Source organism: Saliphagus sp. GCM10025334 (genome assembly GCF_042663485.1).
GTDB lineage: Archaea > Halobacteriota > Halobacteria > Halobacteriales > Natrialbaceae > Natronosalvus.
In genome coordinates this window covers 70609-95747 of the sequence record NZ_JBHTAF010000002.1, presented here as the reverse complement: position 1 = coordinate 95747, position 25139 = coordinate 70609, and the positions used below count along the sequence as shown (strand labels likewise).

The 25139-nt window shown below is 65.9% G+C and carries 23 protein-coding genes and 1 tRNA gene; 7 read left to right on the top strand and 17 right to left on the bottom strand.

What is annotated here, in order from left to right; genetic code table 11:
* Positions 1-62 precede the first annotated feature (62 nt).
* The 3 genes from ACFQO4_RS08800 to ACFQO4_RS08790 form a co-directional block, all read right to left on the bottom strand.
* Positions 63-4319 carry a DUF7282 domain-containing protein gene (locus tag ACFQO4_RS08800; protein ID WP_500260568.1) on the bottom strand — a complete coding sequence of 1419 codons (4257 nt, stop codon included), beginning with the start codon at positions 4317-4319 and terminating at the stop codon, positions 63-65.
* A 566-nt stretch (positions 4320-4885) separates the two neighbouring features.
* Positions 4886-4959, bottom strand: a tRNA-Ile gene (locus ACFQO4_RS08795).
* 67 nt (positions 4960-5026) lie between these two features.
* On the bottom strand, positions 5027-5665 hold the full coding sequence (locus ACFQO4_RS08790; RefSeq protein WP_500260567.1) for an FxsA family protein: 639 nt from the start codon (positions 5663-5665) through the stop codon (positions 5027-5029).
* A gap of 200 nt (positions 5666-5865) precedes the next feature.
* Here ACFQO4_RS08790 and ACFQO4_RS08785 point away from each other — a divergent pair, with 200 nt between their 5' ends.
* The gene (locus tag ACFQO4_RS08785) at positions 5866-6366 is read left to right on the top strand and encodes a halocyanin domain-containing protein (protein ID WP_500260566.1); all 501 of its coding nucleotides are present in this window, start codon (positions 5866-5868) and stop codon (positions 6364-6366) included.
* Between the two features lie 65 nt (positions 6367-6431).
* Here ACFQO4_RS08785 and ACFQO4_RS08780 read toward each other — a convergent pair whose 3' ends face one another.
* The gene (locus ACFQO4_RS08780) at positions 6432-7538 is read right to left on the bottom strand and encodes a geranylgeranyl reductase family protein (RefSeq protein ID WP_500260565.1); all 1107 of its coding nucleotides are present in this window, start codon (positions 7536-7538) and stop codon (positions 6432-6434) included.
* 121 nt (positions 7539-7659) lie between these two features.
* Between ACFQO4_RS08780 and ACFQO4_RS08775 the strand changes: the two genes are divergently transcribed.
* The gene (locus ACFQO4_RS08775) at positions 7660-8079 is read left to right on the top strand and encodes a PaaI family thioesterase (protein ID WP_500260564.1); all 420 of its coding nucleotides are present in this window, start codon (positions 7660-7662) and stop codon (positions 8077-8079) included.
* A 23-nt stretch (positions 8080-8102) separates the two neighbouring features.
* Here the strand turns inward: ACFQO4_RS08775 and ACFQO4_RS08770 are convergent, their stop codons facing one another.
* Genes ACFQO4_RS08770 through ACFQO4_RS08750 form a run of 5 tightly spaced genes read right to left on the bottom strand, consistent with a single transcriptional unit; the run spans position 8103 to position 11120 of the window.
* Positions 8103-8696, bottom strand: a complete 594-nt coding sequence (locus tag ACFQO4_RS08770; protein ID WP_500260563.1) for a GTP-dependent dephospho-CoA kinase family protein — start codon at positions 8694-8696, stop codon at positions 8103-8105.
* Between the two features lie 22 nt (positions 8697-8718).
* Positions 8719-8916: a transcription elongation factor subunit Spt4 gene (gene spt4, locus ACFQO4_RS08765; protein ID WP_500260562.1), complete on the bottom strand. Its 198-nt coding sequence runs from the start codon at positions 8914-8916 to the stop codon at positions 8719-8721.
* Positions 8917-8918: 2 nt separating this feature from the next.
* Complete coding sequence (locus ACFQO4_RS08760; RefSeq protein WP_253430163.1) at positions 8919-9491, bottom strand: DNA-directed RNA polymerase; 573 nt, start codon at positions 9489-9491, stop codon at positions 8919-8921.
* Positions 9492-9878: a type II toxin-antitoxin system VapC family toxin gene (locus tag ACFQO4_RS08755; protein ID WP_254158270.1), complete on the bottom strand. Its 387-nt coding sequence runs from the start codon at positions 9876-9878 to the stop codon at positions 9492-9494.
* A gap of 9 nt (positions 9879-9887) precedes the next feature.
* Positions 9888-11120 (bottom strand): translation initiation factor IF-2 subunit gamma, encoded by a 1233-nt coding sequence (locus ACFQO4_RS08750; RefSeq protein ID WP_500260561.1) that lies wholly within the window; start codon positions 11118-11120, stop codon positions 9888-9890.
* Between the two features lie 384 nt (positions 11121-11504).
* Between ACFQO4_RS08750 and ACFQO4_RS08745 the strand changes: the two genes are divergently transcribed.
* On the top strand, positions 11505-12410 hold the full coding sequence (locus ACFQO4_RS08745) for a winged helix-turn-helix domain-containing protein (protein WP_500260560.1): 906 nt from the start codon (positions 11505-11507) through the stop codon (positions 12408-12410).
* A 22-nt stretch (positions 12411-12432) separates the two neighbouring features.
* On the opposite strand, the gene serS is transcribed toward ACFQO4_RS08745, so the two are convergent.
* Together serS and ACFQO4_RS08735 are read right to left on the bottom strand one after the other, a co-directional pair.
* Positions 12433-13812 carry a serine--tRNA ligase gene (gene serS, locus ACFQO4_RS08740; RefSeq protein ID WP_500260559.1) on the bottom strand — a complete coding sequence of 460 codons (1380 nt, stop codon included), beginning with the start codon at positions 13810-13812 and terminating at the stop codon, positions 12433-12435.
* Between the two features lie 296 nt (positions 13813-14108).
* Entirely contained in the window at positions 14109-14480 is a 372-nt protein-coding gene (locus tag ACFQO4_RS08735) for a hypothetical protein (protein WP_500260558.1), read from the bottom strand.
* Between the two features lie 244 nt (positions 14481-14724).
* Between ACFQO4_RS08735 and ACFQO4_RS08730 the strand changes: the two genes are divergently transcribed.
* Positions 14725-15933 (top strand): potassium channel family protein, encoded by a 1209-nt coding sequence (locus tag ACFQO4_RS08730; RefSeq protein ID WP_500260557.1) that lies wholly within the window; start codon positions 14725-14727, stop codon positions 15931-15933.
* A 15-nt stretch (positions 15934-15948) separates the two neighbouring features.
* Here the strand turns inward: ACFQO4_RS08730 and ACFQO4_RS08725 are convergent, their stop codons facing one another.
* The 5 genes from ACFQO4_RS08725 to ACFQO4_RS08705 form a co-directional block, all read right to left on the bottom strand.
* Positions 15949-16482, bottom strand: coding sequence for a GNAT family N-acetyltransferase (locus tag ACFQO4_RS08725; protein ID WP_500260556.1), 534 nt, complete (start codon positions 16480-16482; stop codon positions 15949-15951).
* Between the two features lie 133 nt (positions 16483-16615).
* Positions 16616-18388, bottom strand: coding sequence for an arginine--tRNA ligase (gene argS, locus ACFQO4_RS08720; RefSeq protein ID WP_500260555.1), 1773 nt, complete (start codon positions 18386-18388; stop codon positions 16616-16618).
* Between the two features lie 85 nt (positions 18389-18473).
* Entirely contained in the window at positions 18474-19361 is an 888-nt protein-coding gene (locus ACFQO4_RS08715; RefSeq protein ID WP_500260554.1) for a class 1 fructose-bisphosphatase, read from the bottom strand.
* 2 nt (positions 19362-19363) lie between these two features.
* Positions 19364-20152, bottom strand: a complete 789-nt coding sequence (locus tag ACFQO4_RS08710; RefSeq protein WP_312909700.1) for a class I fructose-bisphosphate aldolase — start codon at positions 20150-20152, stop codon at positions 19364-19366.
* A gap of 233 nt (positions 20153-20385) precedes the next feature.
* Positions 20386-20943: a DUF7409 domain-containing protein gene (locus tag ACFQO4_RS08705; protein WP_500260553.1), complete on the bottom strand. Its 558-nt coding sequence runs from the start codon at positions 20941-20943 to the stop codon at positions 20386-20388.
* 183 nt (positions 20944-21126) lie between these two features.
* Here ACFQO4_RS08705 and ACFQO4_RS08700 point away from each other — a divergent pair, with 183 nt between their 5' ends.
* Positions 21127-21981, top strand: a complete 855-nt coding sequence (locus tag ACFQO4_RS08700; RefSeq protein WP_500260552.1) for a 3-hydroxyacyl-CoA dehydrogenase family protein — start codon at positions 21127-21129, stop codon at positions 21979-21981.
* Between the two features lie 65 nt (positions 21982-22046).
* Entirely contained in the window at positions 22047-22499 is a 453-nt protein-coding gene (locus ACFQO4_RS08695; RefSeq protein WP_500260551.1) for a hypothetical protein, read from the top strand.
* Positions 22500-22750: 251 nt separating this feature from the next.
* Here the strand turns inward: ACFQO4_RS08695 and ACFQO4_RS08690 are convergent, their stop codons facing one another.
* Entirely contained in the window at positions 22751-23797 is a 1047-nt protein-coding gene (locus ACFQO4_RS08690; RefSeq protein WP_500260550.1) for a phytoene/squalene synthase family protein, read from the bottom strand.
* A 193-nt stretch (positions 23798-23990) separates the two neighbouring features.
* Between ACFQO4_RS08690 and ACFQO4_RS08685 the strand changes: the two genes are divergently transcribed.
* Positions 23991-25133, top strand: a complete 1143-nt coding sequence (locus ACFQO4_RS08685) for an acyl-CoA dehydrogenase (protein WP_500260549.1) — start codon at positions 23991-23993, stop codon at positions 25131-25133.
* Positions 25134-25139: the final 6 nt, after the last annotated feature.

The following is a 25139-nucleotide window of genomic DNA, read 5'->3' as shown; positions in this document are numbered from 1 at the left end:
AAATCACGAGAGCGATCGAGTTTTGACGCCCTTCGAGCGCTACGACCGGTGGTTTCGGGCGGCTACGAGTCCACCCGATCGACCGAGATCAGATCGCTCGGTACGTACGCGGACGCCGAGACTGCCGGATCCGTCCCAGCCGTCGGTCCCGCTCGAGCGTCCTGCTGGTCGTCCTCATCCGAAGACTCGATCACCTCGACAGTCGTCGACGTCCGGTCGTCGACCGTGCGAACCCCGATCTCGAGGTCGCCCACGTCGCCCGGGCCGGTCTCGACGGTGACGACGAGCGTCGCCGTTTCGTCGGGAGAGAGCGAGACGAAATCGGTAGCGGCGTCGAAGCCGTCGATGTCGAACACCACTTCGGCTTCACCGGGAGCCTCACCGACGTTCGTCACCTCCGCGGCGACCTCGATAGACTCGCCCGCCTCGACGGTTTCGGGTGCGTCGAGGGCCGTCACCTCGAACGCCGGTTCGCCGGCCTCCTCGACGGTGACGGTCACCGAATCGCTTCCCTCCTCGGGCGCGGCCACGTCTGGGTCGTCGACGCGAACTGTCACCTCGAGTTCGCCGACGGCGTCGGTCGGCGGGTCGACGGCCACCGTGAGCGTCGTCGTCTCGCCGGGTGAAAGCGTGACGGACTCTTCGACGACCGCCTCCTGCGCGCCGACGTCGATCACCACGGGCGCCTCGCCGGATCCGGCGCCGCGGTTCTCCACCTCGACGGATAGTTCGATTGGCTGGTCGGGTTCGACGGTTTCGGGCGCGTCGACGATAGAGACGGCGAACTCGGCCGAGAGGGTGAGTTCGGCCTCGTCGGCGACGGGGTCGCCGTCCTCGTCGAGGTAGGGGCCGTCGTGGACGCCGATTTCGTCGACGCTCTCGAACGTAAACTGGCCGTCGTCGGTCAGATCGCGGTGGACGATCGCGACGAGCGTTCGGTCCTCGTCGATCGATTCCGCGAGGTCGACGGTGACGTTCTCGTGCTCGCCGGGCTCGAGGTACTCGGAGACGCCGAGGACGGTCTCGTTCTCGACCGGCGCTCCCGCCTCGTAGAGGGCGACGAAGCCGCCTTCCGAGAGGGAAACGGCGTCGACGGTCGCGCTCGTCCCGTCGGTCTCCTGGTCGCCGAACGCGACGTCGGCGGTCGGGCGCTCGCCGAAGCCGAGTTCCTGACAGTCCTCGACGGTCGCCGGGTGCGGATTCTCGACGACGTTTTTGTCGTCGGCTTCGGAGAGGGACGCGAATTCGACGTAGTGGGTGAACTCGCTGAAGGGGTACAGATCGGCCGTCGAGAGGACGGTCCCGTCTTCGATCGGGGCGTCGACCGTCTCCGCGAGCACTTCCTCCTCGAGTTCCGTCTCGTTACCCGCCAGCCCCTCCAGGTACGAGACGCGTAGCGAGAGGCGATCGATTTCGGCCGCGTCCCGGACCTCGAGCGTGGTACAATCGAGGAACGCCACCGGGGCCTCGACGGCGTACTCGATCGTCTGAACCGCCAGTTCCGAATCGTCGTCGTCGGCTCTGACGGCGACCTCGACGTCGCTGGTCTCCTCGAGGGGCGGATCGAGTTCGAGCGTCAGGTTCTCGACGACCTCGTCCGCGTCGAACGATTCGCTTTGCACCGCCTCATCGTCGTAACGAGCCTCGACGACGAAGTCGACAGTCGCGGTGGCGTTTTCGACGGCGAGGGTCCTCCCGTCGCCGGTCTGGTCCGTCACCTCGAGATCGGCCGTCGGCTCGACCGGTTCCGTATCGACGGCGTACTCGATCGCTTCGACAGCCAGGTCCTCGTCGTCTTCGGTCGTGACGACGGCGATCTCGACGTTCGCGTCCTCTTCGAGGGTCGGATCGAGTTCGAGGGTCAGGTTCTCGACCACTTCGTCCGCGTCGATAGCGTCGGTTCGCACCACCTCGCCGTCGTAGCGCGCTTCGACCGCGAACTCCTCGTCCGCTGTCGCCCGGTCGACGGACAGCGTCTCGCCGTCGCCGGCCTGGTCCGAAACGTTCAGGCTCGCCGTCGCCTCCGCCGGTTCGTCCGCTGGTTCGTCGGCACCGGCGGCGTCGACGTCGTACTCGAGCTCCGCCGACTCGAGTCCCTCACCGTCCTCGACGGCGCGGATCGTCACCTCGAGGTCGGTAGCCTCCTCGAGCGGCGGGTCCAGGTCGAGCGTCAAATTGGCGGCGGTCTCGTTCGCCCCGAATCCCTCGCTCTGGACGACCCGATCGCCGTCGCTCGCCTCGACGTAGAACTCGACGTTCGCCGTCGCGCGCTCGACGGTCACCGTTTCACCGTCCCCGGTCTGGTCGGCGACCTCGAGGTCGGCGGACCGTTCTTCGGCGACCGTCGCCTCGAGCGATGCCACCACCGGTTCGCCGCCCTGCCGGACGTACGGCGAATCCTCCCCGTCGTCGGTGTCGATGCGATCGAACTCCTGGTCGTTGTCGCCGTCGCGATACGGGACGGCGAAGAGCGAGTGCTCGCCGGGCTCGAGTGCGTCGACTTCGTACTCGGCACCGGGAACGTCCTCGAACAGGGTAACGGTCACCGATTCGTGCTCGCCGGGCTCGAGGTACTCGGAGACGCCGATTACGCTGTCGGCGCGTTCGCCTTCCAGCCACCTCCCGTCGTGGACGGCGACGAATCCGCCCTCCGAGAGCGTCACGTCGTCGATCGTGACCGTCTCCCCGTCGATCGTCTGACCGACGGTGCTCACCGTCGCCTCCCCCTCCGAAGGCTCTTCTTCGGCGGTTCTATCGACCGCGCTCGCCTCCGCACGCTCGCGGATGTCGACCTCGCGGTCGAGGTCATCGTCGACCGTCTGCTGGGTCGTGTCGGCAGCGGTACGTTCGCTGATCCGCTGGACCTGCTCGACGGTGACTCGCTGGTCCTGAACCGTCTCCGAGACCGACTGGCACGTTACTTCGGCCACCTTCTGTATCTGGAGGATCGTCACGCGCTGTTCTTGGGCGACCGACAGGACGCCTTTCGCTGCGCCGCGGGCGATCGTCTGTACCTGCTGTACGCGCACCGTCTGCGTCTGTTCGACGGCACCTTTTCCGGCGCCCATCGACGCGGCCTGGATCTGCGTGACAGTGACGGCCTGGTACTGGATCGCGGATTCGACGGCGCCCATCGCGGCGCCGCGAGCGGCGTACTGGACCTGCGTCACGTGAATTTCCTGTTTCTGGACGATCGTTCCCCTCGCTGCGCCGATCGCCGCCGCCTGGATCTGTTCGATCGTCGCCTCCTGGCTCTGGTAGATCGCGCCCGTCGCGGCGCCGGTCGCCGCCGCCTGGATCTGCGTGATCTCTACCCTCTGGATTTGCGTAACCGACAGCACGCCCTTCGCGGCGCCGCGTGCGGCGACCTGCGTCTGCTCGACGGTGACCCGTTGCTTCTGGACGAGCGCGCCCTTCGCGGCGCCCATCGCAGCCGTCTGGATCTGCTTGATCGACACGTGCTGTCGCTGCTCGACCCTGACGTGCTGTTCATGGTGCCCGTCGACGACCCCCGCTGCCGCCCCTGCCGCCGCGTGTTGAATTTGCTCGACGGTTATCTCCTGGCGCTGGACGACGTGCTGTCGAGAGGGGTGCTTCTGCTTCTTCGCGGCCTCGAGCGCCCCGTGGGCCGCACCCTGGGCCGCCTCCTGGATCACGCCGACGTGACCGACTCCCTTCTCGCCAGCCTCTCGTGCGGCGCCTGCGGCGGCCCCGCGAGCCGCGTACTGGATCTGTTCGACCGTCACCGTCTGGTGCTGGTCGAGCGCGCCGTGAGCGCCACCCCAAGCCGCGTTCTGTATCTGCGTGACGTTGGCCGACTGGTGCTGGCTCAGTGCACCGTCCGCGCTGCCGGTCACGGCCGACTGTAACTGCGTAACGTTGACCGCCTGGTGCTGAAGCAACGCGCCGTGAACCGCCCCCGTTGCGGCGCGCTGAACTTGCTCGACGGTCGCGTTCTGGTGCTGTTCGGCGGCTTCGATGGCCGCAGACGTCGCGGCCTCCCGGTGTTCCTGGGTGACGTTTACGCCCTGCGTCTGGGCGAGTTCAATTCCTCGCTCGGCGCCCTCCTCGGCCGCCTCTCGCTTCGACTGGGCAGTCGCTTCGTCCTGTCGTGCGCTCGAGTGCGTCTCGTCGAACTCGACGAGTTCGACACCGTTCTCCAAAACGTCGATTGCATCGCCACCAGCGGAGGATTCGGGTCGCGTCTCGCCGTCTCCCGGACCGGCGAGCGGAACGCTCCCGAGCGTCAGTCCGGAGGCACCGACGACCAACCCGCTCACGACCACGGCGACGAGAAACGCGAACAGAAGTCGCTTCATCGCTCGAAACGACCCCCGTGCCGTGAATCGAACGTTGCCTCGATAGACGGTGAAGCGCGATTTGTGGGGCTTTCACGACGCGGTACTGTGCACAAGGCGCGGAGGTTCGGAATCATCTTCCTATCCAGACCGCTGTGCGATAAAAACGGGGTTCATCGTTCCCTCACGGCTCGAGCCGGTAACCGTGCGTTCCGTTACACCAGCGCCTCGAGGAGTCGACTGCGACCGCTTCAGCCCGCAGGGTGGGACCGAAGAAGGGAGAGTAAATTCTTCGACTCCGCCACGAATTCTGAAACTTCTCCTCGAGTAATGCCCAGTTGCGAACGACGGAAACCACTCGCTGGGCTATCACCCGGTCGCTGATGCCTACGAAAGACCCTCACGGCAGCACGTACTCTCGGCTCACGAGATTGTTCGCTGAGAAGAGTGGGCCACCTCGGATTTGAACCATCTCGAGACGCTCCGGGTCGCTCGTTTCGCTCGCTTCCCGGGCTTGCGACTCACGTCATTCAAATTCGAGCAGGATCCAGTACTCGTCGCTCGCGAATTTGCTCGTGGAAAGAACATGGGCCAACTCGGATTTGAACCGAGAGCCTCCACCTTATCAGAGTGGCGCTCAACCTGATTGAGCTATTGGCCCGCGTCGCATCTGTGAGTTGCGCGGAGGGACGTTTAAACGTTTCTTTCTCTGGGGGCCGTGAGAACCGCTAGCGAGCGGAGGGGTCGTCGTGGTCGCCCCGGCTATCTCCCTCGTCGTCGAACCCCATGTGGCGACCGCTTGAGCCGGTATCGACCGAGTAGTCGTCTTCGTCGAGGTCGACCGTCGTGGCGTCGTCGCTGCGAGCGCCGGTTCCGGCTCCAGTCCCGGCCCCTGCGTCCCCCCCAGAACCGCTGGACCACGAGATGCCAGTCGACCCCTCTCCGGGGAACCCGCCTGTCCAGGTGACGCCGCTGGCGAACCCGTCGCTCTTCTTGTCGAGGTAGGGGACGATGACGAACCGCTTGAGTGCGGCGCGAATCGGCACTCGCGTGAACGGAATCACGAACAGGAAGCCGATGAGGTCGGTCACCAGCCCAGGGGTGAGCAAGAACGCACCGGCGGCGATCAACAGGGCCCCGTCGAGGAGCTGGTTGGTCGGCGGCTTGCCCTCCGCGAGCGACCGCTGGGTCTTCCGGAGCGTTCTGCGGCCTTCGGCGCGCACGAGTAACATGCCGACCAGGCCGGTGAGGACGACGAGGGCGACCATCCCGATCCAGCCGATGTACGTCGTCTGGCTCACGACGACGGCGAGCAACACGGCGTCGAGAAACGGAATGAGCAACAACGCGAGGATCCACCGAAGCATTACTCGAGATAGCCGCTCGAGGGTGAAAACCCTTTACTCTCGGTCGGTGCGGTCCGTTACTCGTTCGGTCGCCGGCCCATCAGCCGTCGATGAACGGCTACGGATATATAATACGAATATGTTCGACTATATTCCCGCCGACTGGTAATGACCGAGCAACTGACCCATTACCCGGACATACGCTCTGATAGCGACGAACAATGACTTCACACACTAGCAGTCGACGGACGTTCTTGCAGGTATCGGGCGGAACACTGGCGCTGGCTCTCGTGGCCGGTTGCGTCGAGGAAGACGAGGGAAGTAGCGGCAACGGGAACGGTGGCAACGGAAACGGAAACGGCGACGGCAACGGTGGCGGCGACTACGACTTCGACGGCTACCTCGACGACGCCAACAACTACGACGGCGTCGAGGACCACACCGGCGAGTCCGAGGTTACCGTCGACGTCGGCGCCGGCTCGGACGGCTTCGCGTACGGCCCCGCGGCCATCGTCGTCGACTCGGGAACGACCGTCGTCTGGGAGTGGACCGGCGCCGGCGGCAGCCACGACGTGATCGCCGAGGACGGAAGCTTCGAGAGCGATATGCTGAGCGACGAGGGGGACACCTTCGAACACACCTTCGAGGAGACCGGTACCTTCACCTACCACTGCTCGCCCCACGTCAGCATGGGCATGAAAGGCTCCGTCGTCGTCGAGTAAGGCCTCGTATACGTCCCCGTTTTTTCGCTTCCTCCTCTTTGCCTGTCGCCGACGGTCCGCGTTCGTTACTGACTCCCTGAGAGCATCGCCTTCAGATGCTCGAGGCTGGCGACCGACGTTGGTCGGTCCATGTGGACGCCGATTTCTCCGGCCGTCGCCGCCAAGCCGAGGCGCTGTACCGGTTCGGGGAGCGAGTACGCCCGTCGGAGCCAGTGGCCGAGTTCGATCTCGCGCTCGAGGTCGTCCCGCCAGGCGTGTTCGTAGGCGGCGAGGCTCGCCGGGTGGTCAGGATCGATCCGGTCGGCGGCGTGATCCGCGCAGGTCATCCCGTAGAGGATGCCCCCGCCGGTGAAGGGTTTGGTCTGGGCCGCCGCGTCGCCGACGAGAAAGCCCCGACGACTCGTGACTCGATCCGGCGGTCCGATGGGGATTAGCCCCGAGCAGCGGTGTGAGACCTCGACGTCGTAGCCGTCGATCAGGTCCTCGAAGTGACGATTGACGTGGACGCCCGGCGGCGCGGCCAGGCCGTACTCGACGCCGGCGTCGGCGCGCGGGATGCGCCAGGCGAAGAATTTCGGCGCCGTGAGGTGGACGTCGACGAAGTCGCCGGGGTCGTCCTCCGCGGAGAAGGCGAGCACGCCGTGGAGCAGTTCGTCCGGCTCGGGAAGCGAGAGCGCTTCACGGACTCGCGAGCGGGGGCCGTCGCAGCCAGCGACCATCTTCGCCTCGACAGTTTCGGTGCCGTTGGAGCCTTTGACCGTCAGTTCGACGGACCCCTCGCGCTCGTCGACGGCCGTCACGGTGTGCCCGTCTCGAACGTCGGCCCCGGCCTCGCGAGCGATGTCGGCGAGGTGGCGGTCGAGGCCGACCCGGTCGATCACGTTCGAGACGACCTCGCGCTTGTAAAACTGGTAGCTGTCGCGTCCGGCACCGTCGGCCTCGTGGGGCCCCCCGACGTGAAATCGGGCACCGTACACCTCGTTCTGGAGGAGCTCCTCGCGTGCGCCGTCGCCGGTGAACGACCAGACGTCGGTGCTGACGTGCCCGGAACACGCGAGTGGCTCGCCGATCCGGCCCTGCTCGAAGGCGACGACGTCGTATCCCGATTCGGCGGCACGCCGGGCAAAGCGCGCCCCAGCCGGGCCGACGCCGACGACGGCGAAGTCGTACATACCCGGGACGTACTCAGCCGACGGTAAATAGCTTCACGAAGCGCGGTAGCACGGGTTCCGGGAATCCTGCTATCCGCGGCGTAGAAACAGTGATATCCTCCTCACGCGAGCTATCGGGTACATGGACGTTCACGAACGGTTCAACGAAACGTACCCGTTCGGCGAGCATCTCGGGCTCGAGATCACGCGCGTCGAGGAGGGGTACGTGGAAGGGAAGATCGAACTCGAGGCTCACCACTCCCTCTCGGAGTCGACGCTGCTCGCCCACGGAGCCGTCCCCTTTGGACTGGCTGATTCCCTGTCGGCGGCTGCCCTCGCGTCGGTGGAAGGAGCCCCCGGTCCGACGCTGGACGTGCGAATCGACTACCTTCGACCGGCGACCGGGGACATCTACGGTTCTGCCGAAGTGGTACGATACGGTGCCGAAACCGGCGTTGTCGAGGCCGAAATCGTCGACGCGGACGATCGAACGCTCGCGACGAGTCGAGGCGTGTACAAGACGAATATGGTCGATGGAAACAATCCGTTCGTCGACTCCTGAGTCGGTGATCCAACGGACCCCGACTATCCTTCGAGCAGCGCCAGTGCTCGCTCGACGTCGCCGTCGAATCGCTCGAGCAGGTCTCGCGCGCTCGTCCGCGTCTCCGCGTCGACGATGACGTGAACCATCCCCACGTCGGGCTGGCCGTAGACGATGCTCGCACCCTCGGGCGCCGCGAGCAGGGCCGGCAGGACGGCCAGGTCTTCTTCGCCGTCGACGACGATGGTCACCGGTTCCGGTCGCTCGAGGCCTTCGACCAGCGCCTCGAGCAGCGATCGGGCCAACACGGCGGGCGGGTTCGCGACCTCGAGGATGGTGTGGTCGTCCTCGGGGCGTTCGTCGCTGACGACGCGTTCGACCTCCGCGTCGACGGTCTCCCGCTTGGTGTAGCCGTCGATCAGGGCGACGTCCGGCGTGCGTCCAGCCTGCAGGAGGTGGTAGGTCACGACGTCGCCGACGGCGATCAACGGTCCGTCGACGGCCTCGAGCAGGATCCCGGCGTCGGTCTCGATGGGTCCCATCGGATCCTTGAGCTCGTGGCGAAGCGATTCGGGGAGCGACAGCAGGGGCTGGTCGTCGTCGCTGGGGTCGATGCCGTCCGCGTCGTCTCGAGTCACGGCGTACGAATTGTGGACGTCGTCACCGAACCTTGAGCGCGTAGGCGCCTGGCTCGGTGACCTGCATCTCCGTCGCGATCTCGCTCTGCTCGGGGTGGGCGATGACGACGTAGCCGGCCCAGTCCTCGGTGAGCGAGGAGGAGGCACAGGACTCGCAAGTGGTAGCGTCGGCCGGGTTGACGAGGTGACACTCGCGACAGACGAGGCGGTTCGACGCCACGATTATTCACCCGCCGTTACTTCTTCGCGCTGCTCGAACTCCTCGGTCAGCCAGCCGTGTTTGCCCAGGCCGGGCTGTTTGGCCGTGAGACCGATCTTCGAGTCGCGCGGGTTACGTTCGTCGATGCTCTTCGTCACGATGCGCGCCCGGACGGCGTCGTCGACGCCGATGGCCCGATCGGACTCGCTCGAGGCCAGTCGCTGATTTTCCCGATCGAACGCGAGGTACTCGTCGGAGATCTGGGAGACGTGGAGCAGTCCGTCCACGGGGCCGATGCCGACGAAGGCGCCGAACTCGACGACCTCGACGATGGTCCCGTCGACGACCTCCTGCATCTGCGGATCGAAGGTGACCGCGTCGAACTCCGCCTCGTAGTAGACGCCGGGGCGGTTGGGCAGGACCGTCCCTTCACCGATGTCGTGGACCTCGGTGATGGAGACGACGCTGCCGACCTCCTCGTCCATGCGTCCCTCGAGTTTGTCCTGGAGCAGTTGCTTCACGAGCCCCGGCGAGACGTCGCCGAGGGCTTCCGGGGGCACTTCTACTGTATCCTTTAGTTTGACCCGTTTGTACATCTATGGTTGAGTGGTTGCTAACTTGTTTCTCCCGCGTAATGCAATTACCGGTATCCCCGCCTCGAGGACCCGGTCGCGAAGCGCGAGGTCGTTCGTGACGACGTAGTCGGCGACACCTTCGCGAGCGAGTTCGACCAGCGCGTCGTCGGCGTACGATTCCTCGGTGTCGACTACGAGACAGCGCTCGGTCGCGAGGTCGTGACCGACCGTCGCCGCGGTGCCTTCCTCGCCGCCTCGCTCGGACAGGCGCCTGAGTTCCTCGAGAACCGGCTGGGGCGTCGTCGGTTCGTACGAGCCGACGACCCGGTCGAGTTCGTCGAACAGACGCACGTCGAGTTCGACCGGCATCATGAGCGCGCTCGTGTCGAGGACTACCGTCGTGGTCATCTCTCCGGACTATTCCTGGAGCGTGCCGAGGCCGATCAGGCGCCAGCGAGCGCCGATCCGGCGATTGATGGCGATTTTCGCGCCGGGTTCGGCACAGACGGGGCGCTGGAGGTTGACCTCGCACTCGCCCTCGCGAGCGCTGGTGACGGCGCCGACGGTCGTCGAGGTACCGACGGTCATCATCAGCGGCTCGCCCGTGCTGATCGGGTCGATGGTCTCGCTCCCCTCGGCGCCGACGACGCGCTCGAGCAGGTCGACGCTCATGGTGAACTGCTCCCAGGTCGGCGGGAGCGACCCTGGTGGACCGGCGATGCGGCCCGCGAGGGCGTCGCCCTTCGTCAGCGACGGGTCCAGTCCGGTGCCGACGCCGAGCAGGCCGCCCGGCGTCGCCGTGTCGACGGACTGTCCGGCCGCCTGCAGCGAGCGGACCGTCGTCTCGATCGGGACGTACTCGGACTGGCCGCCCTCCTCGACCTGTCGGCCGGGACGGACCTCGAGTTCGTCGCCGACGTCGAGCTGCCCGGCGACGAGACTGCCGCCGAGGACACCGCCGGTGATGTTCTCGTAGGTCGTCCCGGGTTTGTTGATGTCGAAGCTCCGGGCGACGTGCATCCGGGGGTCGACGTCGGGGTCGCGCTCGGGCGTCGGAATCTCGTCCTCGATCGCGCCGATGAGATAGTCGATGTTGACCTCCTGGCCGGCGGAGATGGGGACGATGGGAGCGTCCTCAGCGACCGTCCCCTCGACGAAGTCCTTGATTTGCTGGTAGTTGTCACGGGCGGTTTCGGCGTCGACCAGATCGACCTTGTTCTGGGCGATGACGATGTTCTCGATGCCGATGATGTCCAGCGCCATCAGGTGCTCTTCGGTCTGGGGCTGTGGCACGGGCTCGGAGGCCGAGACGACGAGCACGGCACCGTCCATCAGCGAGGCGCCCGACAGCATCGTCGCCATCAGGGTCTCGTGCCCCGGGGCGTCGACGAACGACACGGTCCGGACGGGCTCGCTTTCGGAGCCGTCCGGACACTCCTCTTCGACGGTGAAACACTCGGGTTCGTCGACCCCGGGACAGCGACGGAACGTCGCGTCCGCGTAGCCCAGCCTGATGGAGATACCGCGTTTCATCTCCTCTGAGTGCTGGTCGGTCCACGAGCCGCTCAGGGCCTGCACCAGCGTCGTCTTGCCGTGATCGACGTGGCCGACGAGTCCGATGTTCACCTCCGGTTGTCCATTTCCTGCCATAAGACGGTAAGTAATTCTACTAGGGCTTCCGCCCTGCGATTGATAAACCTACTGTTCTGCAGGTGCGTGCGCCAGTCCCTGCCAGCCTCGCCTCGTCGTGCGATGGCTATTGCGCCTCGAGCGATGGCTATTGCGCGACCCGATACCTCGACACCGCTCGAGCGGCTCGCGTTCGGTTCGATTGCTCGAGGGAGGTGCATTCGGGAGCGACGAGTGCGCTAGGAGTGGTAGGCGCGGCAGATGCGGTGGGCATGGTCGGAGCGACGGGCACGACGAGCACGGCAGGCACAGCAGGTCCAACGAGCACGGTGGCGATAACCATCAGATAACTTACAAAAACCGAATTCAGCGAACGCTTTAGTCGTTCCTGGTCGATCATCCGATATGAGCAAACCCGAGGTCTCGAGCGACTCCACGATCCTCGAGTGCACGGACTGTCTCGGACCGGCTGAGGCCTTCGCCCTCATCGGCAACGAGACGCGCCTCTCGATCCTCGAGGCGCTGTGGGCCGCCGACGAACGCCCGGTGTCGTTTTCGGACCTCCGCCGGGCCGTCGACATGCGGGACTCGGCGCAGTTCAACTACCATCTCCAGAAGCTCTCGGGCCAGTTCGTGGTCCAGCGAGAAGGGGGCTACGACTTCAAACACGCCGGCGAGAAGGTCGTTAGATCTGTGATCGCCGGCACGTTCAACGAACACCCCGACCTCGAGCCGTTCCCCGTACAGGGCGGTTGCGTCACCTGCGGCGGCCCGCTCCAGGGCGTCTACGAGGACGAACGACTGGCCATCGAGTGTGCCGACTGCGGCCAGCGCCACGGCGAGTACTCGTTCCCGCCGGGTGGGCTGGCCGACCGGACCCACGAGGAGGTCGCTGAGGCGTTCGACAACCGGGTGCGTCACCTCCACTGTCTGGCCGCCGACGGCGTCTGTCCGGAGTGCAGCGGCCGTATGGAAACGCACGTCGTCGAGGAAGGCGCGTGCTGTCTCGGCGTCGACGTTCGCGTCGACCACGAGTGCGTCCAGTGCGGGCACACCCTCTGTTCGGCTGCCGGCCTCCGCCTGCTCGATCACTCCGCGGTCGTGACCTTCCACCGCGAGCGCGGGATCAACCTCGACGAGCGACCCTACTGGACGCTCCCGTGGTGTGTCAGCGACGAGTTCACCCGCGTCGTGGCTCGCGACCCGTATCGACTCGAGGTCCGGATGCCCGCCGGCGAGGACGTGATGACCGTCCGGCTGGACGACGACCTGGACGTGCTCGAGACGAGCGTCGACTCGCGGTCCTGTTGAAAACGAAGCCTCGAACCCGATTCTACTCTCGTTCGCCCGCGCCCAGCGCGCTCTCGCCCACTTTCTCGTGGCCCTCGATGATCTCCTGGCCACCCATGTACGGCCGGAGCGCCTCCGGGACGGTGACGGTGCCGTCCTCGTTCTGGTAGTACTCGAGGATCGCCACCATCACGCGCGGCAGCGCCAGCCCCGAGGCGTTGAGCGTATGGAGATATTCGGCCGACTCGTGGCGCTCGGGTCGGTAGCGCAGACCGGCACGACGGGCCTGGAAGTCCTCGAAGTTCGACGCGCTCGAGACCTCGAGCCACCGGCCTCCCTCCTCGGGACCGTCGTCCATGTCGTCGCCGGGAGCCCAGACCTCGATGTCGTAGGTCTTCGCGCTCGCGAACGTCAGGTCGCCGGTGCAGAGTTCCAGGATGCGGTAGGGGAGTTCCAGTCGCTCGAGGACTTCCTCGGCCTCGCCCAGCAGGGCCTCGAGGCGGTCGTAACTCGTCTCGGGTTCGACGAAGTTGACCAACTCGACCTTGTTGAATTGGTGAACGCGAACGATGCCGCGGGTCTCGGTGCCGTGTTCGCCGGCTTCCCGCCGGAAGTTGGGGGTGACCGCCTGGTGTTTCAGCGGCAGGTCGTCCTTCAGGAGGATCTCGTCGGCGTACATGTTGGTGACGGAGACCTCAGCGGTCGGGCAGAGCCAGAGGTCCTCGTCCTCGTACGCGTCCTCGTTGCTGCCGCCGAGTCGGTAGGCGTCGTCGACGAACTTGGGGAACTGGCCCGTCCCCCGCATCGATTCGCTCGAGACCGGGACCGGCGGCAGGAGGTCGACGTATCCCTGCTCGCGGTGGATCTCTAGCATGAACTGGATCAGCGCGTGCTCGAGGCGGGCGCCGTCGCCCTTGAGGAAGTAAAAGCCGGCGCCGGTGGTCTTCGCTGCTCGGGCTTCGTCGATGACGTCCAGATCCTCGCCGAGGTCGTAGTGGGGTGTCACCTCCGCGGGCAGGTCGCGCAGGTCGTCGAACCCCCACCGGCGGCGCTCGACGTTCTCGCCATCGTCCGCGCCGACTGGGACGCTCTCGTCGGGAATCTGCGGTAACTCGAGCATGCGCTTCTCGAGGTCGGCCTCGAGTTCGGTCGCCCGGTTCTCGACTTCCTCGATCTCGGTCTTGAGCGACTGCGAGCGCTCGATGGCCTTCTCGGCTGCCTCGTCCTCGCCGGCCTGTTTCAGTTCGCCGATTTTCGAACTCACCTCGTTTCGCTGGTGGCGAAGGTCGTCACCGCGGGCTTTCAGGTCGCGCCACTCCTCGTCGGCCTCCAGGATTGCCTCGAGGTCGACGTCGGTCCCTCGGTTCTCGAGGGCCGTGCGGACCGCCTCGGGGTCCTCGCGCAGGATCGTCCGGTCGAGCATTGGGCGTCGATTCCCACCCCCCGGCAAAAACCGTGTCGGATGTGTGTGACGGTGAGACAGTCGACTTTCCGTCTCCCGTGTATGTGTGAGCCGACTCGAGCCTTTGGCCGTTTCCAGCGTCAGTCGCCTCGAGCCTCCAGCCGACTCGAGGCCGAGGTGCCCACGGAAGACAGACTGTCTCGTGCTCGGCGCTCTCCGACCGACAGTCTTCAGGCACCGTTCGTCGTTCGAAAAGAACTGATGATTGCAACGTCACTCGAGGGCCGTTCCCCGCGAGTCTTGGGTTAGCGACCTGTTCACCTGACCAGGCCGGCGAGCCAGAGGAGGACTCCGGCCCCGACCATTATCATGCCTACCGTCGAGGTGATGGGCTCCGGGAAGAGAACGAGGACGACCCCGGCGGCGACGAGCAGGGTGCCGAGACCGTACTTCGCCCGCGCCCGGCTCAGCCAGCTGCCCGACTCGTCGTCGACCGTCTCTGATTCCGCACTCCGGCGACCGAACCAGCTTCCTCGCTCGTCCTGCCCTGGCCGCATGGAGTTCCACCGCCGCCAGCCGGATCGGCCGCTCGAGTCCTCCGGTGGCTCCGTCGCCGACCGCCGCCGTACTCGATCGAGCCAGGACCTCGATTCGTCTTCGGATCGGACGGACGTTTGTCTTCCTCGCATGTTCTCTCGTACCACCTCGGGGCCGAATAGCGAACCGCTTTCCAGTGCCTGCCATTGAAAGTCACCCCGATAGATAGGACACGACTGAGCGACGAGTGGCGTTCGGACCGCCTCGATCCGTTCCTCGAGAGTCGGCGAAACCACTCACTCGGACGCTCGAGCCATCGATCGCGTTTCAGTCATAGCCGACCGCCGCGACTGCGGGCGGGAAACGCTTTTTTCCACGCGGTGGGTGAGTTCGGGTATGGACCCGCTCGCGGACGAGGCGCCGTCGACGCCCATCGAGTACGAGCCGATCAGCGTCAAGGACGTGTTGATCGAGATGAAAGACACGGCCGAACTACTGATCGACCTCGCGTACTCCGCCGTGCTCCACCGGAACGAGGACCTCGCACGCGAGGTCCTGCGCCTCGAGTCGCGTATGGACCGCCTCGAGATGCGCGGACGAATGAGTCTCATGATGGCGGCCCGGAACCCGGACGACGCCGAACAGCTCGCGCCGGTGCTCGGCATCGTGGCCGCGGCCGACCAGATCAGCGACGCCGCCGGCGACATCGCGAAGGTCGTCCTCGAGGACATCGGGCTCCCGGAGGCGATGCGCGCGGCGCTCCCCGAGGCCGTCGAGACGCTCGTCCGCGAGGTCGTCGACGACGACTCGGCCTACGCCGGGCGAACCCTCGAAAACATCAACCTCGAGTCCGAGACGGGCGTCCGGATCATCGCGCTCCGGCGTGGCGACAAGTGGATTCTCAACCCCGGTCCCCAGACGACGGTCGAAGCCGCTGACGTTGCGTTCATGCGCGGTCCCGACGCCGGAATCGAGGAGGTCTGTGAGGCCATGACCGGCACGCCCCACGAGCCCCCGGTCGCCGCGACGCCCGACCTGCCCGACCTCGAGCGGGCCGTCGACGCCATCGTCCACATGAAGAACCTCTCGGAGCTGGCCGTCGACCTGGCCTACAGCAGCGTCCTCTTCGACAGCGACGGGCTGGCCGAGGAGGTCCAGAACCTCGAGGTCGAGGTCGACGCGCTCGAGTCGCGGTTCGAGGCGTGGGCGCTGCGGGCGGCCGCCGACGCGTCGGATCCGGTGCGACTGCGCGGGCTGATCCACCTGAGCAAGGCGACGGAGGTCATCAGCGACGCCGCCGTCGACATCACCGAGGGCGTCTTTCGCGAGATCGACGTCCACCCGGTCGTACAGATGGCCGTCGAGGAGAGCGACGAAATCATCACCCGCCTCGAGGTCGAGCCGGGGAGCCAGCTCGACGGCCAGTCGATCGTCGACGGGATGCCCGACACTGAGTCGACCATGTCGATCATCGCCATCCGCCGGCCCGAGGACGGCTGGTTGCTGGTCGGGGACGCCGACGCGAGCCTCCAGGCGGGCGACGTGTTGATCGCGAAGGGGACCAGGACGTCGGCGGCGGCGTTCGAGGACCTGGCTCGAGCCTGATCCGTTTTTCCGACCTTACCTGCCGTCCGTCCACTCCTCCGCCAGCAACCCGTACCGAAGGAGGTCCACGTACTCACCCTCGACGAACGCCTCTCGGCGCAACTCGCCTTCCTTCTGGAACCCCGCCTTCTCGAGCACGCGCGCCGAGGCCCTGTTCGTCGCGTAGACGCTCGCGTACACCTTGTTGAGCCGTCGTTCAGTGAACGCGTACCCGCAGAGGGCCTCGACCGCGTCGGTGGCGTAGCCGTTGCCCCACTCGGCCGGGGCGACCATGTACGCGATTTCGGCACAGCCCCAGACGTCGTTCGGCGGTTCGAGGGTGACGATGCCGACGGCCTCGCCGTCCACGCAGATCAGGAGCTTGACCGCGTCGTCTTCGCCAATCGATTCGATCCACTCGCGCTCCTGGTGGCCGGCGATGGGACGGTGGGCGAACAGGCTCGTCCGGACGGCCGGGTCGTTGATCAGTCCCTGTAAGAATTTTGCGTCCTCGAGTTCGACGGTTCGCAGTTCGACGTGCTCTCCCTCGAGGAATACGGCTCCGGGCATACGCGTCACTCGCGGACTACGTACTTCAACGTCGCCGTCGTGTGCTACGAATTCACTCTGACCGGGCGACCGGGATCACGCCGCCCGAACGACCGGAATCACGCTGTCTCTAATTGAGGAGTACGCGTCCAACTCACATCGACTCCGGTGCCTCGACCCCGAGCACGGACAGCGCATTGGCCATCGTGTGTCTCGAGGCGGCGACCAGCGCCAGGCGCGCCTCGCGCACGTCGGGTTCGACGTCGTCGGCGAGCACCGGACACTCGCGGTAGAAGGCGTTGAACGCCTCGGCGAACTCGCGGGTGAAAGTCGCCACCTGGTGGGGCTCGAGGTCGTCGGCGGCTTCCTCGACGACGGCCGGGAAGCGAGCGATGGTCTCGAGGAGGTCGCGTTCGGCGTCCGTGGTGAGCAGGTCGGCGTCCACGTCAGTTTCGAACTCGCCACCGACGCCGACACCGGCCTCGTCCAGGATCCCACAACAGCGCGCGTGGACGTATTGCACGTAGGGGGCTGACTGCGCCTCGAAGTCGAGCGCCTGGTCCCACTCGAAGGTAATCCCCTTCGTCGGCTGTTTGGAGACGATGTCGTAGCGGACCGCGCCGATGCCGACCTGGTGGGCGATGCGCTCGACGTCGTCCTCGTCGAGGTCGTCGTCGCGAATGCGGTCGTCCAGGCGGCTCTCGACCTCTTCACGGGCGCGATTGACGGCTTCGTCGAGCAAATCGTCGAGCATGACTCCCGTCCCGCGGCGGGTCGACATCCCCTCACCGCCGGGAAGGTTGACCCACGAGAAGTGAATCGAGTCCAGCGCGTCCGTGTCGTTGCCGAGCAGTTCTAGGGCCGCCTCAAGCTGATTCGCCTGGAGTTTGTGATCCTCCCCGAGAACCGTCACGGCGCGGTCGTAGTTGTCGAACTTCCACTCGTGATGGGCGAGGTCGCGGGTCGTGTACAGCGAGGTGCCGTCCGAACGCATGAAGACGAGTTTCTTCTCGATGCCCCACTCCTCGAGGTCGAGTTGCCAGGCCCCCTCCTCCAGGACGGCGTACTCGGTGTCCTGGAGGCGGTCGGCGAGGTCCTGGGTGCTTCCGTCGCGCATGAACCGGGTCTCCTTGACGAACTGGTCGAACGTCGCGGGGAGACGGGCCAGACACTGCTTCATTCCGCCGAGCACCTGATCGACTACCGTCTGGACGCGCTCGTAGGTCTCCTCGTCGCCCGCTTCGAGCCCCTGCAGGATCCCCTGGATTTCGGCTTCGGCCGCCTCGACCGCGTCCTCGTCGGCCTCCTCGAGGTAGGCGTTGCCTTTCTGGTAGTAGCGCACGAGGTCGTACTCGATGCGGTCGCGGTCGGGCTCGGAATCGAGGTCGTCCTCGTCGAAGGTCTCGTAGGCCCAGGTGAAGACGGCCATCTGGCGGCCGGCGTCGTTGACGTAGTAGTGGCGTTCGACGTCGTAGCCGGCGGCGTCGAGGACGTTCGCGACGGCGTCGCCGACGATCGGATTGCGGGCGCGGCCGACGTGGACCGGGCCGGTGGGGTTGGCGCTGGTGTGCTCGACGACGACCGAGGTGTCGCGGTCGGGCAGGTGGCCGTAGGCCTCGTCGGTGCCCGCCGCGAGAGTGTGGGCGAAGTAGGCGTCGCTCGGCAGGAAGTTGAGATAGGGCCCCTGGGTGTCGATCCGGCCGACGTACTCGAGATCGTCGACGTCGATTTCCTCGGCTAGCTGGGCCGCGACCTGTGGCGGGGCCGCCCCCATCTCGCCGGCCAGCCGGAAGGCGACGCTCGAGGCCAGAACGGCCGGGACGTCTTCCGGTGGCTCTTCGATCCCGAGGTCGTCGGTCGGAAGGTCGAGCGTAGAGAGCGCCCCCTCGAGGGCGGCCTCGACCTCCGCACGGAGTGAACGGAACATACCACCCCGTTTTCGGGGCTCGAGTAAAGGGGTGTCGGGTTTCTCCGACCGCCAACGGAGCCGGGATCCACTCGCCGCTGACGAGCTACGCGTCCGCGAGGACGTCCTCGATCAGATCGACGTACGCCTCGTTCCCGACGTACAGCGGCGTCCGCTGGTGAAGTTCGGTCGGCTCGACGGCGAGCAGGGAGCCGTGGCCGTCGCTCGAGCGACCCCCTGCTTGCTCGAGGATGTACCCGATGGGGTTGCCCTCGAACTGGACGCGCAGTTTCCCCTCGGGACTCGACTCGAGGGTCGGGTACGCGAAGAGGCCGCCGTAGGTCAACACCTGGTTGACGTCGCCGATCATCGCGCCGCCGTACCGGAGTTTGAGTTCGCTCTCGAGGCGGCTCACGTAGGCTTCGATCGCGGGCGGCCAGTCGGGGACGCGCCCGCCGACGCCGTAGACGACCGGATCGTCGGGGAGGGTCACGTCGGCCTGGACGACCGTCGCCTCGCCACCGCCGAGTTCGTACTCCGAGACGCCGTCCTCGGTGGCGACGACCATCGTGGTGATCGGTCCGTAGAGGACGTAACACGCGCCCAGGAGGGCCTCGCCTGGAGACGGGAGGGGCTCGTCGTAGATCCCGACGATGGTCCCCATCGTGTTGTTCGACTTCAGGTTCGAGGAGCCGTCGAGCGGGTCGAGGGCGACGGCTACGCCGTCGTCCAGGTCGACGTCGTCACCGCAGTCGAGCACCTCCTCGCGCTCCTCGCTCGCGTACTGGGCGACCCCCTCGATCCGGGAGAGCCGGTCGTAGAGGAGGTCGTCGGCCCAGACGTCCGCCTCGAGCTGGGTTTCGCCGCTGGGGTTCTCCTCGGCGGCGCTGCTCCGGCGGCCGATGAGGCCCTGGCGGATCTCCGTCGCCGACCGGGCGACCGTCCGCACGATCGAATTCACTGGCTCGACCGCGTCGTCGAGCGCCGTCGCCATCGTCACGCCTCGAGCGCGGCGTCGGCCGTCTCCCCCTCGTAGATGACCTTCTCGAGGGCGTCGAGCAGCCGTTCGGGGTTCTCGCGCTGCCAGACGTTTCGGCCCACGGCGAGGCCGTTGCCGCCGGCGGCGATCACGGCCTCGACCGTCGAGAGGAAGTCGAGGTCGTCGGTCTTCGAGCCCCCGCTCATGACGACCTTCATGTCGCCGGCACACTGGACGGCGTGTTCCATGGCGTCGGCGCTACCGGGGTACTTGACCTTCGCGATGTCGGCGCCCAGCTCGAGAGCTAGTCGGGTCGCGTAGGAGATCGTCCCCGGTTTCGTGTCGTTTTTCAGCCCCTGGCCGCGCGGGTACGACCACATGACGACGGGGAGGTCGTACTCGCGGGCGGCCTCGTGGATCTCGCGGAACTCCTCGGCCATCTCGACTTCGTTGTTCGACCCGCCGTAGAGGGTGAACCCGACCGCGTCGGCCCCGATTTCGGCAGCGTACTCCACCGAACAGTTGAGCGAGGAGTCCGGTTCGCCCATCCAGAGGTTCGACGTACCGTTGAGTTTCACCAGGAGGTTGACGTCGTCCTCGTAGCTCGGGTAGTAGCCCTCGGCGATTCCCTTCTGGACGGCGATGCACGTCACCGCGTCGTGGGTCGCCGTCTCGAACACGGTCGCGGGGTCGAGCTTCTCGGGCACCTCCTCGAAGTCGACCGGCCCGTGCTCGAGGCCGTGGTCCATCGCGAGAATGCAGGCGTTTCCGTCGCGAACGATCGGTGAGTCGTCGATGGGTCGCATCTGCCTGCAACTCCACCATCGACCCATATATCGTTGGCGGTCCTCTCAACTGAAAAATACTTTCTCGAGTAGTAAATTCGAGGTTCCTCGAGCCACACTCGCTGGTCGCCGTCTCGGTCCGAACTTCACGCTCGAGTATCTATCTGATTATTGATGCGTGTTTGGAGCGTGCTCGCTGGTCTCGAAGTGGAAGGCTCGAGTGCCTCGCTCAACTCCAACTTCGAGTGACTCGCTCAATCGACTAACTCGCGGGCGTTGTGACGCCACGTTCGGACGTGGAGGACGCTCAACTCGAGGACCTTCGCGACTTCGGTCGCGTGAATCGTCGCCAGTCGTTCCGCGGAGTTGATCCCCGCCTCGGCCAGCCTCGCGGCGTTTTCGGGACTGACACCGGTGACCGCCGTCACCGGCGTGGGTCGGGGCCAGGAGCGGTCGGACGCGTCCTCGGCCCCGATTTCGGTCCCGCTCGAGGAGACGGGCTCGAACGCCTGCCAGCCCTCGTCGGCGCTCGCGGCGACCCAGGCGCGTTCGGCCTCTCCCAGGCCGCGAACCTCGCTCGAGCGCCGGTCGAGGTCGCCGTCGGTCTCGAACGACCACGGCAGGGAGAACTGTCGGCGGAGCGCGTCGGCGACGTCCTCGTCGAGGCCGGCGTCGAGTAGCATCCGATAGGAGCAATGCTCTCTGGAAACGATTGCCGGTTCGATACCCGCGTCCTCGAGGGCCTCGCGGTGGCCCGGCTCGAGGATCCGTGCGGAGCCGTCTCTCGTTTCGGCCACGTTTTCCTTGCTCACGCGATTCACCGGAACTATCCGTATCTCACACGCCCGTAACTTGAACCTTCCCCTCGAGAAAATCGCCAGCAGTGGTGACGTCTGACGCCGCCTTCGTCGGTCGAAATTGCGGGCACCGACGGCGATCGAACGGCGTTCCGACGTATCGCTACACTTACCAGCGAATCGCAAGTATTGCCCGCCATGGTACGCCAGGACATCGAGCGAATCGGCGTCGTCGGCGCGGGGACGATGGGGAGCGGCATCGCCCAGGTCGCCGCCACGACCGGCTACGACGTGGTCATGCGCGACATCGAATCCGAGTACGTCGAGGGCGGATTCGACGCGATTGCCGACAGCCTCGAGCGCCTCGACGGGAAGGACGCACTACCCAACGACCCCGAAACGATTCGGGCGCGAATCGCCGGGACGACCGACCTCGCGGACCTCGCCGACTGCGACCTGGTCGTCGAAGCTGCCGTCGAAAATATGGATATCAAGCGGGACATCTTCCGTGATCTCGAGACCCACTGCGACGAGGACGTCGTGCTCGCGACCAACACGAGCACGCTCTCGATCACGTCGATCGCAGCGCCACTCGAGCACCCCGAACGCGTCGTCGGCCTGCACTTCATGAACCCCGTGCCGATCATGGAAGGCGTCGAAATCGTCGTCGGGGAGAAGACGACCGCCGCCGTTACCGACCTGGCGCACGAAATCGCGGAGGCCCTCGGAAAGACGACCTGGGAATCGGACGACAAGCCCGGCTTCGTCACGAACCGTATCCTGATGCCCTGGCTCAACGAGGGGATCAGGGCCTACGACGAGGGCGTCGCGAGCAAGGAGGACATCGACGCGGGGATGGAACTGGGGACGAACGTCCCGATGGGACCGCTGAAACTGGCCGATCACATCGGCCTCGACGTCTGCCTGCACGCCTCCGAGACCATGTACGAGGAACTCGGAGACCGGTACAAGCCTGCGTACCTCCTCAAGCGCAAGGTCGAAGCAGGCGACCTCGGCAAAAAGACCGGACGGGGCTTCTACGAGTACGACTAGCACTCGCACACCTCTTAGCGAGTCAACAGGTATATGAGTAACGCCGTTGAACTATCTGGTAGCCGATGCCCTCCACTCCAACGTACACTCGCCGGACAGTCCTCGGTCTCGGACTCGGCGGTCTCGGCACGTCCCTCACCGCCGCCGTCGCCTGGGGCCAGCGTTCCGACCCCGACACCTTTCGGATCGCCTCCCTCCACGTCGCGAACGACTCGAGCGAGCGTGCCACGGTCGAGATCGCCGTCGACACCGACCTCGAGACCGCCCGCGAGACCACCCGCTGGCTCGACCCCGCCGGCCACGAGAGCGGCCGCGACCGCCAGGCTGTCCGCGGCCCGTGGCACGAGACCGCCCGTCCCTACGGCATTCGCGCCCAGCTGGACGAGGAGTCGCTCCGCCTCTCGAGCGAGGCGATCGCCGACCAGCTCGAGGACGGCTGGGGCGTCACGGAGGCCCACGTGACGATCACCGTGACTCCCGACCGTCGGCTCGAGGCCGACGTCTTCGCGCTCGCGTAACGGCTGCGCTGCATTTTCACCTGCGTTTCCCCGGCGTTCGAGGTACCTTGACTCATCACCGACGATTTCTGCCGCTCGAGGTGCTCGCGCCGATTCAATACTATACTATTGATGGCAATATTCTATAATTTCTGTAGTAACGTACGGTCCGTCGAACAGCTCCTCTTTCTCGACTCCTCGCGAATCCGCTACCGGGAGACTCGAATCCGCTACCGGCAGACACCGCCCCATTGCCGATAGACGCGGCCCCGCTACTGGTGAAGCGGCTTCTCGGATATCTCACGTCGCAACTCCTCGAGCGCCGACCTCGAGAGGTCCTGTTCGAACCGTTGCATCACGGCGAAGACCTCCGCGCGCGAGATCTTGACGTTCCCCTCACGGACGACGTCCTCGGGTCGTTCGCGGAGTTCCCGCAGGGTGCCCACGGCCAGGAGGTACGGAATCGCCCACGCCGACAGCGTGTTCCCGTGGCGTTCGGGCACCACCTCGAGGTAGCGCTGGGCGCCGTCGAGGTATCCCTCCGCCCGCCCGGTCACCCGACGGATGACGTTCGTGACGCCGCCGTGGTGGGCCTCGTCGGTGACGCGTTCGACTGCGACGTCCTCTTCTGCGAGCCACTCGGCCGGCAGGTAGACGTTGTTCTCCTCGTGGTAATCGGTCTCGACGTCCTTCGCGATGTTGACCAGCTGCAAGAGCAGGGCGAACGATCGGGCGTTGTCCCGGAGCACCTCGGCGCGCTCGGGCGAGGTGCCGCGGGCGACGAGTCCCGTGATGAGCGTCCCGACGGTCCCGGCGGCGTACCAGCAGTACTCCTCGAGTTCCTCGAGCGTCTGGAGACGGAGACCGCCCTCGTCGGCGTACCGGCTGGTGAACATCGCCATCCCGTCGACGAGTTCCCTGACCGGTTCGCGCATGATCTCGCGAGGTTCGTCCTCGAATGATTCGAACGTCCGGACGACTCGCGGGGCGTGCGCGACGACGTCCCAGTCGTTCGACCGGTCCTCCGGGATCCAGGGTTGGACGGCCTCGCGGAAGTCTTCGGCCGTCGTGTCGGCGTCCGGATCGAGCACCCGATCGAACGCCTCGAGCAGGGCAGTCTGCTCGGCCGGTGGTATGTGACCGGCGTCCTCGATCGTATCGGCGATTCGACACAGGAGGTACCCCAGGCAGATGTGACGCGCCATCGGCTCCTCGAGTCGGTCGATGGTGATCGAGAAGGTGCGCGAAACGCCATGGACGGCGTCGTAGCACCACTCGATGTCGGATTCGGCGGCTGGAGGGGAGTGGCCCGTAGTCATCTAGGCCCCTTATTGGTCGTCGTTCCGGAAAAACACCCCGGTCGCGGACGATCCTGAAGATATGCGAACCGAACCGTCCGATTCAGCCTCATCGAGCCCGACGCAATGGGTCTCGATCGACGGTCGAATACACGCGAGTCAACGGGACGAGCGTACAACAACAATAAAGCGGCGGCCGCTCGATGGATCGATCATGGACTTCAGCCTCTCGCCGGAGCAGGCACAGATTCGGGACATGGTCGCGGAGTTCGTCGACGAGGAGATCGTGCCCGTCGCGAGCGAGATCGACCACGAAGACGAGTTCCCGCAGGATCTCGTCGATCAGATGGCCGACCTGGGCCTGATGGGGATGCCGTTCCCCGAGGAGTACGGCGGCGCCGGCCTCGACTACCACTCTTACGCGATCGGAATCGAGGAGATTTCCCGGGGGTCGGGCGGACTGGGAACCGTCGTCGCCGCGCACATCTCGTTGGCGGGGAACATGCTCTACGAGTTCGGCGACGAGTCCCAGAAGGAGACGTACCTGACTCCGCTCGCCGAGGGGAAAGACGTCGGCGCGTTCGCTCTCTCCGAAGCCGGGGCCGGCAGTGACGTCCCCTCGATGACGACGACGGCCGAACGGGACGGAGACGAATACGTCATCAACGGCGGCAAGCTCTGGATTTCGAACGGATCCGTCGCCGACACCGTCACCCTCTTTGCGAAGACTGATCCCGACGCCGGCAACCGCGGCATCTCCTCGTTCGTCGTGCGTCCCGAGGAGGACGACGGCTTCTACGTCGAGGGCACCGAGGAGAAACTCGGCGACAAGGGCTGTCCCACCGCCGAACTCCGGTTCGACGACCTCCGGATCCCCGCCGACCGCCGACTCGGCGAGGAGGGTGACGGCTTCGTCCAGGCGCTCAAGACGCTCAACGGCGGCCGCATCACCATCGCGGCCCGCGGCGTCGGCATCGCCCGCGCCGCCTTCGAAGAAGCTCGATCGTACGCCGGCGAGCGCGAACAGTTCGGCCAGCCCATCGGCGAGTTCCAGGCGATCAAGCATAAACTCGCGGACATGGACACGAAGATTCAGGCCGCAAAACTGCTGATGCACAGAGCCGCCGACAACAAGATCCGCGGCGAGGACTATATCACCGAGGCCGCCCAGGCGAAACTCTACGCCAGCGAGGTCTCCCGCGAAGTCGCCAACGAGGGCATCCAGATCCACGGCGGCTACGGCTACACCAAGGACTTCCCCGCCGAGCGCTTCTACCGCGACGCCAAACTCAACGAGATCTACGAGGGCACGAGCGAGATTCTGCGAAATACGATCGGGGACCGACTCCTCGAGTAAGTCGCG